A 13,889-nucleotide genomic window follows, 5' to 3' on the forward strand; every position below is an offset into this window, starting at 1 on the left:
CGGCAGGGCTTTGGTGGCCTGGACTAGCGGGCGTTGTTGATCCCATCGACCAGGGCCTGAACAGCATCCTTGGACGACATGTCGGTGACGAAGAATTTGCCGACGACGTCGGTGAAGACGCCGGCGAATTGAGGCTGGGCAGCAAAGCCTTCCGTGAGGCCGCCGAGCATCGTGCCGTTCTTCACCGCCGCCTCGCGGTCAGCATAGCTACGCTTCGCGCAGTCATCGAAACTGTCGACCGGAACGTCGGAGCGAGCCGGGATCGAACCCTTGATCAGGTTGAATTGCTTCTGCACCTCGGGATCCATGATCGATTCTGCCCAGGCGTCCTGGCCTGCTGTGGTCACGGCATCATCGACCTTGAACATGCCAAATGCGTCGATCACGAACTTGAAGTTGGGCTTGTCGGTCGGCGTTGGGAAGCAGAGGAAATCGACGCCGGGCTTGAGGCCCTTGGCAAGGAACTCGCCCTTGGCCCAGTCGCCCATGACCTGCATGGCGGCTTTGCCATCCGCGACCATGCCCGTTGCGACGGCCCAATCACGCCCGGTGAAGCCGTCATCGACAAGTCCGCGGACCTTCCTAAGCTTGTCGAACGTCGCGATCATTTCGGGGCTCGAAAGAGCGCCCTCGTCCAGGTCGCTGACTGCCTTCTTGTAGAATTCGGGCCCGTTCACGTCGACAAGGATTGCCTCGAAGACCTCGAGGATCTGCCAGCTCTCGTCACCCATGGCGAGCGGGACCACACCGGCGGCCCGGAGCTTGTCTCCGTCGGCGATCAGCTCATCCCAAGACTTCGGTTCCTTGACGCCGGCCTTGTCAAAAACGGCCTTGTTCGCCCAAAGCCAGTTCTGCCTGTGCATGTTGATCGGGACGGAAATGAAGTCGTCTCCGTTTTTGACGAATGCAAGCAGCTGCGGGGCGAGCGCCTTGTCCCAACCGTTCTTGGTGTAGAGATCGTCGAGAGAGCGCAGGACGCCCTGCTTGCCCCAGTCGAGCCCTTCATAGCCAAGGAACTGCATCGTTGCCGGGGGGTTCCCGGCGGCAAGACGCGTGCGCAATGCCTGCAGCGCGTTGGCGCCGCTGAGACCGCCGACCGCGCTATCTTCCCAGGTGTAACCCTTGGAGGCCAGCTTATCGGTGATGACCTTGAGCGCTTTGACCTCGCTTTCGGACACCCAGTGATGAATGCCTTCGACCTTGCCCTTGCTTTCTGCCATTGCCGCGACCGGCATGAAGGCGATCGAGGCAGCTAGGATGGTGGTGAGCTTCATTGTAGTTCCCCTTGTTGCATGCGTTGATGGCTTGATGATCCGGCTCGATCCTGTCGGGCGCGTGCCGGGGCGTGTTGCGCATCAGAGCGGTTCGGCTGCCGATGCGTATGGAACGTTGCGCCGGCCATAGCGGCGGACGCGGATGTTGGACTGCTCGGCGTGGCCGGCGAAACCTTCCATGATGCAGAGGCGCGAGCTGTACTGGCCGACCAAGGCGGACGCCTCATCGGTCTCGATCCGCTGGTAGGTGCAGGTTTTAAGGAACTTGCCGACCCACAGACCGCCTGTATATCGGGCTGCCTTGCTCGTAGGCAGCGTGTGGTTGGTTCCAATCACCTTGTCGCCGAAAGAGACGTTGGTGCGAGCGCCCAGAAACAGAGCGCCATAGTTCTTCATCCTTTCAAGGAAATAGTCCGGATCACGTGTCATGACCTGCACGTGCTCGGAGGCAATGCGATCCGCTTCCGCCACCATCTCATCCAGCGTGTCGCACAGGATGATCTCGCCGTAGTCTTCCCAGGCTTTGCCGGCGACAGCCGCAGTCGGCAGGATTTTGAGCAAACGCTCGATCTCATCGAGGGTATCGCGGGCAAGTTTCTCAGAATTGGTGATCAGAACGGCGGGAGAGTTGACGCCGTGCTCCGCCTGGCCAAGCAGGTCGGTCGCCACGATCTCACCGTCGACACTGTCGTCAGCAATCACCAAGGTCTCGGTCGGACCGGCGAACAGATCGATGCCAACTTCGCCGAACAGCAGCCGTTTCGCTTCGGCGACGTAGGCATTGCCGGGGCCGGCCAGGATATCCACGGGAGCGATCGTCTCAGTGCCATAGGCCATGGCCGCGATCGCCTGGACACCGCCAAGGCAATAGATTTCGTCCGCGCCCGCAAGCGCCTGGGCGGCGACGATCTTGTCGGCGATCTTGCCTCGAAACGGCGGAGCGCAAGTGATGACGCGTTCGCAGCCTGCCACGCGAGCGGTCAAGACCGTCATGTGAGCAGAGGCAAGCAGCGGATATTTGCCGCCCGGTACATAACATCCGACATTCTGGATCGGTATGTTCTTATGCCCCAAAATTACGCCTGGTAGCGTCTCGATCTCCAGATCGCGAAGTGTGGCCCGCTGGGCTTCGGCGAATTTGCGTATCTGGTCCTGGGCGAAATCGAGATCCTCGCGCTCGCGTTTGCTCAACGCGTTGATGCATCCGTCAATCTCAGCCTTGGTCAGGCGATAGCTGTCGCGGTCGAACTTGTCGAAGCGGATGGACAATTCGCGCACTGCCGCGTCGCCCCCTTTCTCGACTTGCGCCAGCAATGCCTGGACTGTCGCGGTGACTGCGGGCTGGCCATCGTCTGCGACACTGCCTTTGGCGGGCTTGACCGTGCGTATCATGGCAATAACTCTTGGTTTGCGGGCGCTTGCGCGCCGCATCATCAATGTGGTGGATGGCGACATGCGAGGGCGGCGCATGACCAACCCTCGCGTCAATTTTGCTAGAGGTGCTGTTCGCGTGCACGCATCTGGGCGTAAGCAGCCTGCTCTTTTTCGTAGTAGGCTGGCGAGGGGAAATCCCACCAGCCGGTGGCGAACGGCCCCGCAGCGTCACGCGACACGATGACTTCGACGAGAGCGGGCCCGCCGCATTCCAAGGCTGCCTTCAGGCTGCTTTCGAGATCTTCATCCTTCTCGACTTTCCAGGCCTCGAGCCCGAACGCGCGCGCTGAAGCCGTGATATCGGCCGAATAAGGCTGACCATTGCCCGAGTGATGGTTGAATTCGGAAGCAATGTGACGGCCCATGAACTTGCGCTGACCGCCTCGGATCGACATATATCCCGAATTGTTCAGCACGAGGAAGACCACATTGATGCCGTTCATCGCGGCAGTACCCATTTCGGGCAGCGACATCATGAAGTCACCGTCGCCAACGATCGCCACGACTTGGCGGTCCGGGCATGCGAGCTTTGCCCCCAACGCCGCCGGCACCGCCCAGCCCATTGGCGAATAGGAGCCCGAGGTCAGGTGGGTGCGAGGCTCGTAGACAGGGAAGCTTTGCTTCACCGAGCCCTGGGTATTGCCCGAACCGACAACCACAATACCGTTGCGATCGAGTACCTTGCGCAAAGCGACCAGCGGGCGCTGGGAGGTGAAAGGCGTTTCGCGGCTGTTTTCGCGCGGCGACACCTGAGCGATCCAGTCCGCCTTGGCCTTCTGAACGTCGGCCAGGAACTGCTCGCGTTTGCCCAGAGCCTTCTTAGCATCGCCCTCCGAGATGAGGGCCAGGATCGCCTCCAAGGCCACCTTTGCGTCTGATACGATCCCCACCTCGGTCGGATAGGTCTTGCCGATCTCGCGCGGGTCGAGGTCAATATGGATCAGCTTACCTGGAGGGATCGAGAACGAGACGCCCTTGGCGTAGGAAGATGCCGACCAGTCGGTGAAGCGGCAGCCGACCGAAACGACCACATCTGCGGAAGCAGTGATCTTGTTGCCGCAGGTCGTGCCGGTCTGGCCGACTGCTCCAATGAAGAGCTCGTGATCTTCCGAGATGGCGCCCTTGCCGTTCCAGGTGATCGAAACGGCGGCGCCGACGCGCTCGGCCAGACGCGTCAGTTCGCTCGACGCGTTGGCCGTGATCGCACCGCCACCGGCGACGATGACCGGGCGTTCGGCACTCAACAGGACCTTGACCGCGGCCTCGATCGCGCTCGGATCGGGATAGGCCACGCCAATGGGAAGGCGCTTTTCCAGCGGATGAATGGTGACATCGGCCGCTTCGACCTGAACGTCCATCGGCACCTCGACATGTACGGGACCCGGGCGGCCGGTGAGCATGGCGTTGAAGGCGCGATGCATAATGCTCGGCAGGACCTGCACGGACTGGGCTTGCCATGCCCGTTTTGTCACCTGCTCGGTGATGCGCGGGAAAGCATTGTCCTGTTGGCGCTCGATCTCCTGCATGGTGCCATGGCCGTGCATGTAGGTCTGTGGCGAGCCGGAGACGTAGAACAGCGAGGTGGAATCGCAATAGGCTGTGGCGAGGCCAATAATTGTGTTGGTCGCACCTGGCCCGACCGATGTCGAACATGCCATTGGCCGGCCGCTTGCACGGAAATAACCGTCCGCCATGTGAACGGCGCTTTGTTCGTGCATGACCTGGATGAAGGGCAATTGCGAGCCTTCCTCCAGGAAGGCATCGAACAGAGACCAGATGCCATGGCCGGGAACACCAGCCACGTATTCGACGCCGTATTCCTTGAGCGCTTTCGCGACGATCTGCCCGCCGGTCAGTTTCATTGTTCGACCCTCTTGTCTTTGTTGGCGAGGCGATTGTGGATATGCTCCTCGTCCATGCGCCTAGTAAGCAGTCATCTGTGGCTGCGCGACAAGTTCGCAGGGTAGCTTTAATAGACGCGATGTGACGCGCTGAGAAAGAAGCATTGCGACATATGGGATCGGTCAGTTCCCGTGGGCTGCGAACTCAGCCGCATAGCGGGCTCGTTTTTAATCGGAAGCCATTTTGCCCCCTTAGCAGCGAATTTGGCGCAATGTGACGCGACCGGAACCTTAGGTCGCGCACGAATTCGGGCTGCCGCGCAGTTTCCCCTCGGCATGCGATATGTCTTGATTGCGCGGGTAATCGGCTCGCGATGGTGAAAGCCATGAGCAACCAGAGTGGTTATCGGCCTGGCGCCGCAAGAGCCTAGCGAGGCTCTATGCCACCGTCGTGATCCGGCAGGGACCTGGCATTGGACATAATCCGGTAGTCAAGCGACGGGCACAGCAATGACGACGAAGCGCAACCAGCTAATTCTGCATGCTCTCGTGGCGCGACACGGCACGCTGGCCCTAGATGTGGATATTGCGCGCGAGCTCGGCTTCGACGGACTGGAAGCCTCTGGGGCCAAGATCCGCGCTTTTCTGGATGCCGGGTTCACTTTCCAGGAGCTGCGCCGCTTGATCGATGACATGTTCATTCCAGGCATCGGATTTCTTCTCGATGTGGAGCGCCACGGCAATGCCCGCAAAGCATTGCTGAAGGACGCGGAAGAGTTGATAGAACTCGCCGTCTCGGTTGGAGCGAAGGGCATTCAGGTCATCACCGGTCCAATCAGTCTCGCGGCTCTCGATCCCGAGGCCAGCAAGAGGCACCCGGATCTTTACCGAGGCGTCGTCGGGCTGCCGATCGAGGAGCAGATCGACATCACGGCGTCCGGGCTGGCAGCCGTCGCCGACCTCGCTGCTCAACGCAACCTGGTCATCTACCATGAGGCGCTGTCCTGGACCCCACTCAATACGATTGACAGGCAGCTTCGGACCATAAGGAAAGCGGCACGCGACAACATACGCGTCGTCGTCGATTTCTGGCACTGTTACACCTCCGGCGACGGCCCGGAACGCATTTCGCAATTGGACAAAGACCTCATCTACGGAGTTCACATTTGTGACTCTCTTGCGTTCAGCGGTGGCATCCCTAACGAGCCTGTTCTTCGCGACGTCGAAACCGGCAAGGGCGTATTGAACCTGAGAGAGTGGGTGGCTGCAGTGAAATCCACCGGCTACGACAGCTGGTGGAGTTGCGAGTTGTTCTGCAAAAAGCAGCACCAGATGGACAGCTACGATGTGGCGCGCGAGTTGAAAATCCTGATGCAGGATCTTGTCGGCTCCTAGTCTTGAGCGATCCATCATCCGGCAACATCGGACCGACGGCTTGCGAAAGATTTTGTCGCAGTCCTCAGGCTATTCGGTGGATAACTGTGCCTTGGCGTCGAAACGGTTCGAGGGTCTCGGCATCAAGCTGGCGCCCAGCGAGCATATGGTCGATCGCGTCAGGTCCCGAAACCTGAAAGTGGCGGTTTTAGCGATGCTCTCGGCCGTAGCGACAACTACTCTCGCGGCGCTTCGGCGGCACATAACGCGCTTGATTTCGGCGTCGGGAACGTCAAAGGCGGTCAATCCGACGGAAGTATGGACCGCGCAATCGGCGACAAAGAACATGTCGGCGTTGAACTGCTCCAATTGCGAAAGGGCGGTAGTTCCAACAGAGCATCCCTTGTCCTGGTCGTACAAGCCGCCCAAAAAAACGACGCTCGCTTGACGATGCCCTTCCAGCGCAGTCGCGACAAGTAGGGAATTCGTCACAATCGTTAAAGACATGTCGCGGGGTAACGCGCCGGCGAAGGCAACACTGAGGGCTCCATGGTGCATCATGATCGTTGCGCCGGATTGTACGAGTTTTCGCTCCGGCAGCAGCCAGCGGTGCGAGATCCATGGTCGAGGACCTCGACCGCTCGGGCCCGGTCTTGGCCTCCGATGCCCTTGCCAGCGCTCCGCCATAGACCCTGCGGCAAAGTCCGGCTCTGGCAAGATCGCGTAGATCGCGGCGCACAGTGTCTTCAGAGACACGAAATTCAAGAGCCAGCGCGTTGGCCAGGACCTTGCCATGCTCCGACAGTCTGTCGCGAATGATCGCTTGGCGTTCTTCAGCAAGCATTTCCAAACATCCCTAGGACCCGGGCAACTTTCAATTCGGTTCCAGCCCAGCGGATATAAATCCCAAGCGCCTCATGCCGCAATGTCGTCGTGAACAGACATCACGCTTGGCCTACGACAGGGGCGCGCGCTGGGGCGACGACGCCAGTCGATCCTGCCGGCGAGCTTTGGAATGTACTTCAGGATCGGTAGAACCGGCTCGCGACCAATCCGCAGCTCATCGTGCCTGACGCCCCCGCCGCATGCAGGAGATGCTGCGCTTTTGGCATGGCGCCGGCGCGTCTTGTGGAGCGACTATGATGTCGGTGCGGCTATCGCGATAGAGCGCTCGGCCCTCATTCCGATCGAACGGCATCAACGGTCGCATCACTGTGCGTCACTGATTGGAGCCGTGCGAAATTGTCGCTCGATTGAGCGAGTGGGAGGATGCCTTCAATCGTGACGCGGGCGCTGCCGGATTGAGCGACGCGCGACGCCTGTCTTTCCAGACCCGATGAGAGCCGGGCCAAATGCGCAAGAGTACCCCATGAACCTCCTGACAGATGACATCCCCCGCAAACGTCGCCTTCGCGCGGGTATGGTTGGAGGAGGACGAGGTTCCTTTTTTGCAAGCCGGCATCGAACTGCCATGCGGCTAACCAATCGTTTCGAACTGGTGGCAGGCGCGTTCTCGTCTGACCGTCACGCCTGCATTGAAGCCGGCCAGGCCCTAGGAGTGGCTTGGGACCGCACCTACTTCAGCTTCGGCGACATGGCAGCGGCGGAAGCGGCGCGCGATGATGCCATCGAAGTCGCGATTATCGTTACGCCCAACCATCTCCATTTCGAGCCATGCAAATTGTTTCTCGAAGCGGGGATTCCCGTCATCTGCGAAAAGCCACTGGTCCACTCATCTGAAAAGGCACGCGAGCTCCAGCGGATCGCTGCCGCAAACGAGACGTTCTTCGCTGTAACATACACCTATACAGGGTATCCAATGGTCCGAGACGCCCGCGCTCGCATCCGCGCGGGCGAAATCGGGCAGGTACGCTTCATGTATGTAGAGTACTTGCTGGAATGGTTGGTCAACGACCCCTCGAAGTTGGGCAAGGGCGGGGTATGGCGCGGCGACCCGGCAAAGGCGGGACCGACGGGCGCGCTGGGGGATATCGGAACCCACGCCTTCAACATCCTCGAATTTGTTTCCGGACTCCGGTGCACCGCACTCAACGCCAATTTGATGCGAACCGTCGACTCCTTCGGGCTAGACGACACTGACGTGATCCAGTTGGAGTTCGAGGGCGGCGCCAACGGCCTCTTGTGGTCCTCTCTTGCCGCTCCGGGCCACCGCAACGGCCTTCGTTTCAAGATCGTCGGCTCGAAGGCCACCATCGAGTGGCGGCAGGAGGCACCGGAGACACTCACTGTGTCCCGCCTCGGCGAAGGCGACCTTACCTATCGTCGCGGCCACGGCGACATGTCCTCGGACGCGCAACTTGCGACCAGTCTGCCGGCGGGCTCTCCTGAAGGTTACCTCGAGGCTCTCGCGGTTCTATACAGCGATTATGCGACTGCGCTTGAAGCCGGCCGAAACTGGCGAGGTGCGCTCCCCGGTGCCGCTCGCAGACGTTTACGAAGGGCTGCGGGGCGTTCTGCTTTCCGAGATCAGCGTCAGTTCTTCAGCTTCCAAATCGTGGGTTGCCTTCCCCGGCTCCGAGCAGACGAGCCAATGATCTTCTATCGATCTTTGCCAAGGTGACACATGTCAAAGCTACCGGACTCATCATTCTTGCACCGTCTCGCTGATTTGGCGGATGCCGAGACGCTGCCCCGCTATATGGTCGAGCTTGCCGTCGATACCAAGCCGAAGCCCGGATATAGATTCGATCCGGTGACCGAGGCTGATCGAGAAGCAGAAATCGCGTTGCGTGCCGCCATAATGGCGGAGTTCCCGGATCACGCTGTGCTTGGAGAGGAATTCGGCGAGACGGGCGGCGGTAGCGACCGGCGTTGGGTGCTTGATCCCGTGGATGGAACCCGACCTTTTATCTGCGGCATCCCCGTCTGGGGAACGCTCATCGGTCTGACGGTTCGCGGGCGCGCCGAGATGGGGATGCTCAGCCAGCCCTATATCGGCGAACGGTTCTGGGCGGACGCAACAGGCTCATGGCGCCAGCGCGCCGGTGAGCCCCAGCCACTCAGGACGCGTGGCATCGACACCCTCTCCGACGCCATTCTCCACACCAACTCCCCCGAACATTTTCACGGCGATCTCAAAGCTGGCTTCGAGCGGCTGAACAGCGCGGTCAAGATGACCCGGTACGGTGGGGAATGTTATGCCTTCGCCATGCTAGCGGCGGGCCGGATCGATCTGGCGGTTGAACCTTCCCTGCAGCCCTACGACATCGTCGCGCTGATCCCGATCATTGAGAAGGCAGGTGGTGTGATCACTCGTCTCGACGGCGGCCGAGCTGAGGAAGGAGGCCCCGTCCTTGCCGCCGCGACGCCGTCGCTGCATCGGTTGGCACTGAATGAACTCGTCCTGAACACCTAAACTGCAAGACATTCAAGCGATTGAACGGGTAGCGTGAAAGTCGGGTTCGTCAAAGCCGAATATAGGGCGGATGGGTAATGCTCTTAGTCGGATCGCATTTCACATCTGGATCATGTCCGAACCATCGCCCAGATATTGCAGCACTTCCCTCGGGATGCCTGGGTCGCTCCTGTCAATCACGGTAAGTTCCTTGAGGTGACTGCGTTGGAGCAAGCCTGGCCCCTTGTAGTGAAGGGCGACCTTAGTCGCATAGGGTTGTCGGAAGGCATTGGCTGCAATGCCGCTGGCGATGCCGAACATGAAGCGTTTCGCATTTCGCTTGACCTGGGCATAGACACCGAAGGTGAGCTCATTGCTCTGGATGCCTTCGAAATCCGCCGTAAATAGCCGGTCCGCAACTGGGAAGCTGAACCCATAGTACTTGAAGACATATTCGGTTCTTCCCGGTCTATCGAAGCTCGGGAACCGCTCGATATAGTAATGCTGGAGAAAATTGTTATTCCTATATAGGCAGAATGCCGATTTCAGAATGAAACCTTTATAGATCGAGGAAAACTGATACCGGTCATAGACACCCAGGATCTCCGAATCCTGCACACTACCGTCGAAGACAATATTCGAGAGGAAGTTGACAAACTCCGGCAGATGGCGCGCAGTTGACATCGCATGAAAAAAGTTGCCGTCAATCAGCGTCCTGAACTCCTCGGGGTCGGAGAAGAGGATCGGAACGCTCAATCCGAAGAAGTTAGCGATCGTGCGCAGATTGGCGCTGGACGGCACATGGGCGCCAGAGAGATATTTGTTAAATTGTTGCCGATTGACGTTTAATTTGCGACAAACAGCGGCGACAGACCCGTGGCGATCGCACAAGGTCCTCAAATTTGCCGCGAGCGCGGCGGTATTCCCCGCGATGTGGTTCACCTCGATCGCCTCCCCTATGACGCGAACAGACGCTATCTGTACGTCAGTTTAATGCAGACTTCAACGAGATGCGAAGTTGGCTGCCAGAGGCGAATGCGCCCATACTTGGGGCCAGATCAGGAGCGCCCGGCATGGCAATTCACGGCAAGACTGGGTGGTCAGTCATGGGGACCGGCACCATTGCCGCGGAGCAGATGGTCGCGGGCATCAGAGCGCAGGGGCATACTCCGTTGTGGGTGGTCAGCCGCCGAAAGATGGACGCAGCTCATTTCGCTCAGGATCTCGACATTCCGCAATGGACGACCAACCTGTCGGAGGCTCTCGGCGATCCTGACGTCGAGTTCACCTATGTCAGCGCGCGATTGAGGCGACGGGCCCATTACATCACTGCTGCGGCGAAAGCGCGCAAGAACGTCCTTTGTGACGGACCAATCTCCGAAAACAGCAAAGTAGCCGCTGAGCTTGCGCGTCTGTGCGACGCCGCCGGGATCGTGCTTGCGGTACATCACCCGTTCCGTGCGTCGGCCATACACCAGACCATGCGCAGACTGATCCTGGATGGTGACATCGGGAAGGTGCAATCGATCCTTCTTACCCGCGAGGGACCGTACAAGCCCGCTGCCAAGCGCAGAAAGGACGATCTCGACAACGAGGGCGACATCTATCTCGACATGTCCGTCGACGACATCGACCTTGCCAGGTTCCTGACGGGTGGAGAACCGCGCGAAGTCTCGGCCATTTGCACTGTTGCCGATGGCAGACCCAACCAGATTTCCTATTCCTTCCAACTCGACGATGGCAGCCTGTTTCATGCATTCGAAAGTTTTGCGATCGCCGACCTGGAAAGCACGGTTGTGGTGGCTGGAGATCGCGGCACGCTGATCGCCCACGGTACGCTGAATGGCAAGGCTTCGGGTACGCTCATGCGTCGGCACGCAGCCAAGAACGAGCTCGTGCCGGTTCGCGACGGGGATTCGCATGTTGCTGCAGTCGAGGACTTTGTCAGCGCCGGGGAGCGCAGGCTGACCTGGCTGGCACGGGGGTCAGATAATGTCGCCGCCCTGCGCGCCGCGGAGGCTTTGGCTAAGGCCGCCTCGAAGCGCCGCACCGCCACAGTTCAAGGAGGGCAGCCAACGAGGGGCCTCCTTAAGCGAGATCAATCTGCACAGGATGCTGCGGGCCAGTGACCCGCACCAGAAAGCGAGGAGCAAGAGCGGCCTAGACGTGCCTGGTGTCACGGGATGGCATCCCCGAATACCCCATTGCACGGGAGATCTGCCCTGCGATCTCAGCAATTCGCCCTCCAGTCGAGGGGACATCCTCGTCAGTAACGCGCGCGATTGGCCCACTGATGCTGATGGCGCCGAGCGGGCGTCCCGATTGATCGAAGACGGGTGCACCGATGCAGCGACCTCCTATGGCGGACTCCTCGTTGTCGATCGCATAGCCCCGCTCCCGGATAAGTGGGAATTCGGCACGCAATTGGTCCACGGTGGTGAGGGTGTTATGCGTGTAGCGGGGCAGCCCCGGCTGCTTCAGCAGCACGTCCACTTCATGCGGATCAAGCCAGGCGAGAATGGACTTTCCGAGAGAAGTGGCGTGCCATGGATTGACTACGCCCACGGACGCTCCCTGACGCAACGTCTGCATGGCCTCGATACAGTCCACGACAATGACCTCGTGACGCAGCCAAAGGGCGAAGCTGACCGTCTCGTTGAACTGTTCATGCAAGGTTTCCAGATAGGGATGGGCTACCGTTCGAACGTCTCTGCGATGGAGTGATTTCTGCCCAAGAATATAAAGCCCAATGCCCAGCACATAGCGATTTCCATTCACCTTTTCGATCAGCCCATGCCCGACGAGACTGGCCACATAACGTGACGTGGTTGGCTGTCCCAGCCCGACCTCGCGCGCGATCATCGACAGCGACATGGGCTGATCAGAGCGCTCAAGAACGCGCAAGACTGCAACCGCCCGATCGACAGCGTCGAAGCGGGCACTTTTTTCCTCGTCGGTGAACAGGTCGTTTGGCAAGATCGTTCCAGCGAATCCCGTAGCAAATCGCCCCTTGGTGCTCCAAGTCGAGCCGGTCGTCAATTAAGTCGCGGCGCGGCGTCCAACAGCATTCTTGTGTAAGAGTGCTTTGGCGAACGCAGGACGTCATTCGTTCGTCCCGCCTCAACGATGTTCCCATCCTTCATGATTATGATGGATTGTGCAATTTCGGAGACCAGCGGCAAGTTGTGGGTTATGAAAAGCATCGCAAGGCCGTCCTTCTTCAGATCGAGCAGAAGCTCGACCACGGCCGCCTGCACAGACACGTCGAGAGCCGAAGTGATTTCGTCGCACACCAGAAGCTTAGGTTTGACCGCCAGCGCGCGGGCCACGGCCACGCGTTGACGCTCACCTCCCGATAGATCGCCCGGGTAAAGATCGGCAACCCGTTGCGGTAATCGAACCCGGTCAAGAAGCGATCGCACTTCGGCACCGACCTTTGCTTTGTCAGCCAGCCCCGTCAGGCGAACGGCGCGGGCGATGCTTTGCGCGATCGATTCCTTTGGGTTGAGCGAGCGGTCAGGATTTTGGAAGACGATCTGCATGGCGCTCAAATCTGCCTTGGAGCGACTTGAGACGGCGAACGGCATCAAATGCCCCTCGAACAACAAGCCGCCCGAAGCGTTGCTGTGCAAACCGGTCACGCATCGGCCCGTAGTGGTTTTGCCGCTGCCGCTGCCGCCGACAAGGCCGACGCACTCGCCTTTGCCGACCGAGAATGAAACGCCGTGCACGACCTCGACGTGGCCATGAGCCGCGCGCAGGTTCTTCACCTCGAGGACGCTCTGGATTTTGGCACCGTCGGCCTCGGACGCCGCCGCAGGACCATCGGTTACCAGTCGTGGAATAGCGTCGAGCAGCATGCGCGTATAGTCGTCGCTCGGTGCTGCGAAGACCTGCCTGCGGCTCCCCTGCTCGACGATCCTTCCAGAAAGCATGACGGCCACCCTGTCGGCCACGACGTTCACGACCGCAAGGTCATGGGTGACGTAGACCACGCTGGCGCTGCTGGACTTGACCAGCCTCGCTATCAGCTCAAGGATCGTTTGCTGGGTGGATACGTCCAGGCCCGTGGTGGGCTCATCCATCACGATGACCTGCGGAGCCGTGACGAAGGCCATGGCAATTGCGATGCGTTGCAGTTGACCGCCACTGAGCTCGAAGGGATAGCGTCTCAAAAACTTTTCATCGTCTGGGAGATCGACGCTCCGCAACGCGTCACGCATCAGTTGCTTCATGCCGGTGCCCGAATGGCCGTGCGCCGCAAGAAGCTCGGCCATTTGCTTGCCGACTGACATGCGGGGGCTGAAGCTCGTGGTCGGATTCTGTGGAACCAGCGATACTTTGCCGCCCTGGAAGGCACGTTTCCCCCGGCCCGAGAGTGAGAGGATGTCGGTGCCGCCAATCAAAATGTTGCCGGAGGAAATGCGCATTCCCGGCCGCGCAAAGCCTAGCAAACTCAAGGCGATTGACGTCTTTCCAGATCCCGATTCACCGATGATGGCCAGGACTTCACCCCTCTTCACATGAAGGGAGACGTCGCTGACGATTTCGCGGCCGTTGAGGTCATGCATGAAAAGCGATTGCACAACGAGCGGGATTGCTTCGGTCATT

The 13,889-nt window shown here is 59.7% G+C and carries 11 protein-coding genes and 1 pseudogene; 4 read left to right on the forward strand and 8 right to left on the reverse strand.

All coding sequences use genetic code 11. The features are described 5' to 3' along the window. Positions 1 to 23 precede the first annotated feature (23 nt). From P9228_RS26190 to P9228_RS26200, 3 genes are all read right to left on the reverse strand, one after another. On the reverse strand, positions 24 to 1,274 hold the full coding sequence (locus tag P9228_RS26190; protein ID WP_278056343.1) for an ABC transporter substrate-binding protein: 1,251 nt from the start codon (positions 1,272 to 1,274) through the stop codon (positions 24 to 26). A gap of 81 nt (positions 1,275 to 1,355) precedes the next feature. Next, positions 1,356 to 2,666, reverse strand: coding sequence for a histidinol dehydrogenase (gene hisD, locus P9228_RS26195; protein WP_278056461.1), 1,311 nt, complete (start codon positions 2,664 to 2,666; stop codon positions 1,356 to 1,358). 101 nt (positions 2,667 to 2,767) lie between these two features. After that, positions 2,768 to 4,570 (reverse strand): thiamine pyrophosphate-binding protein, encoded by a 1,803-nt coding sequence (locus tag P9228_RS26200; protein WP_095826381.1) that lies wholly within the window; start codon positions 4,568 to 4,570, stop codon positions 2,768 to 2,770. 489 nt (positions 4,571 to 5,059) lie between these two features. On the opposite strand from P9228_RS26200, the gene P9228_RS26205 reads away from it, so the two are divergent. After that, positions 5,060 to 5,944: a sugar phosphate isomerase/epimerase family protein gene (locus tag P9228_RS26205; protein ID WP_127213910.1), complete on the forward strand. Its 885-nt coding sequence runs from the start codon at positions 5,060 to 5,062 to the stop codon at positions 5,942 to 5,944. Positions 5,945 to 6,013: 69 nt separating this feature from the next. Here the strand turns inward: P9228_RS26205 and P9228_RS26210 are convergent, their stop codons facing one another. Together P9228_RS26210 and P9228_RS26215 are read right to left on the reverse strand one after the other, a co-directional pair. Further along, on the reverse strand, positions 6,014 to 6,610 hold the full coding sequence (locus P9228_RS26210) for a hypothetical protein (RefSeq protein WP_278056462.1): 597 nt from the start codon (positions 6,608 to 6,610) through the stop codon (positions 6,014 to 6,016). Next, positions 6,606 to 6,767: pseudogene (locus P9228_RS26215) on the reverse strand (DeoR family transcriptional regulator); the annotation flags it as partial. The gene P9228_RS26210 and the pseudogene P9228_RS26215, both read right to left, overlap by 5 nt. 525 nt (positions 6,768 to 7,292) lie before the next feature. Here P9228_RS26215 and P9228_RS26220 point away from each other — a divergent pair. Together P9228_RS26220 and hisN are read left to right on the forward strand one after the other, a co-directional pair. Beyond that, positions 7,293 to 8,504 (forward strand): Gfo/Idh/MocA family oxidoreductase, encoded by a 1,212-nt coding sequence (locus P9228_RS26220; protein ID WP_278056345.1) that lies wholly within the window; start codon positions 7,293 to 7,295, stop codon positions 8,502 to 8,504. A gap of 3 nt (positions 8,505 to 8,507) precedes the next feature. Continuing rightward, positions 8,508 to 9,299, forward strand: coding sequence for a histidinol-phosphatase (gene hisN / locus P9228_RS26225; protein WP_278056347.1), 792 nt, complete (start codon positions 8,508 to 8,510; stop codon positions 9,297 to 9,299). Positions 9,300 to 9,398: 99 nt separating this feature from the next. Here hisN and P9228_RS26230 read toward each other — a convergent pair whose 3' ends face one another. Next, positions 9,399 to 10,220, reverse strand: coding sequence for a helix-turn-helix transcriptional regulator (locus P9228_RS26230; RefSeq protein ID WP_278056348.1), 822 nt, complete (start codon positions 10,218 to 10,220; stop codon positions 9,399 to 9,401). A 131-nt stretch (positions 10,221 to 10,351) separates the two neighbouring features. On the opposite strand from P9228_RS26230, the gene P9228_RS26235 reads away from it, so the two are divergent. Then, positions 10,352 to 11,407 (forward strand): Gfo/Idh/MocA family oxidoreductase, encoded by a 1,056-nt coding sequence (locus tag P9228_RS26235; RefSeq protein WP_278056349.1) that lies wholly within the window; start codon positions 10,352 to 10,354, stop codon positions 11,405 to 11,407. Between the two features lie 31 nt (positions 11,408 to 11,438). Here P9228_RS26235 and P9228_RS26240 read toward each other — a convergent pair whose 3' ends face one another. Next, positions 11,439 to 12,254, reverse strand: coding sequence for an IclR family transcriptional regulator (locus P9228_RS26240; protein ID WP_278056351.1), 816 nt, complete (start codon positions 12,252 to 12,254; stop codon positions 11,439 to 11,441). A 59-nt stretch (positions 12,255 to 12,313) separates the two neighbouring features. Continuing rightward, positions 12,314 to 13,888, reverse strand: a complete 1,575-nt coding sequence (locus P9228_RS26245; RefSeq protein ID WP_278056353.1) for an ABC transporter ATP-binding protein — start codon at positions 13,886 to 13,888, stop codon at positions 12,314 to 12,316. Position 13,889: the final 1 nt, after the last annotated feature.

It is taken from the genome of Mesorhizobium sp. WSM4898 (assembly GCF_029625845.1).
Classification (GTDB): Bacteria; Pseudomonadota; Alphaproteobacteria; order Rhizobiales; family Rhizobiaceae; genus Mesorhizobium.

Coding starts and splice junctions, on each gene's coding strand:
- P9228_RS26235 (WP_278056349.1), top strand. CDS start 10,352: ATGGCAATTCACGGCAAGACTGGGTGGTCAGTCATGGGGACCGGCACC.
- P9228_RS26220 (WP_278056345.1), top strand. CDS start 7,293: ATGAACCTCCTGACAGATGACATCCCCCGCAAACGTCGCCTTCGCGCG.
- hisN (WP_278056347.1), top strand. CDS start 8,508: ATGTCAAAGCTACCGGACTCATCATTCTTGCACCGTCTCGCTGATTTG.
- P9228_RS26205 (WP_127213910.1), top strand. CDS start 5,060: ATGACGACGAAGCGCAACCAGCTAATTCTGCATGCTCTCGTGGCGCGA.
- P9228_RS26200 (WP_095826381.1), bottom strand. CDS start 4,570: ATGAAACTGACCGGCGGGCAGATCGTCGCGAAAGCGCTCAAGGAATAC.
- P9228_RS26190 (WP_278056343.1), bottom strand. CDS start 1,274: ATGAAGCTCACCACCATCCTAGCTGCCTCGATCGCCTTCATGCCGGTC.
- P9228_RS26245 (WP_278056353.1), bottom strand. CDS start 13,888: ATGACCGAAGCAATCCCGCTCGTTGTGCAATCGCTTTTCATGCATGAC.
- P9228_RS26210 (WP_278056462.1), bottom strand. CDS start 6,610: ATGGCGGAGCGCTGGCAAGGGCATCGGAGGCCAAGACCGGGCCCGAGC.
- hisD (WP_278056461.1), bottom strand. CDS start 2,666: ATGATACGCACGGTCAAGCCCGCCAAAGGCAGTGTCGCAGACGATGGC.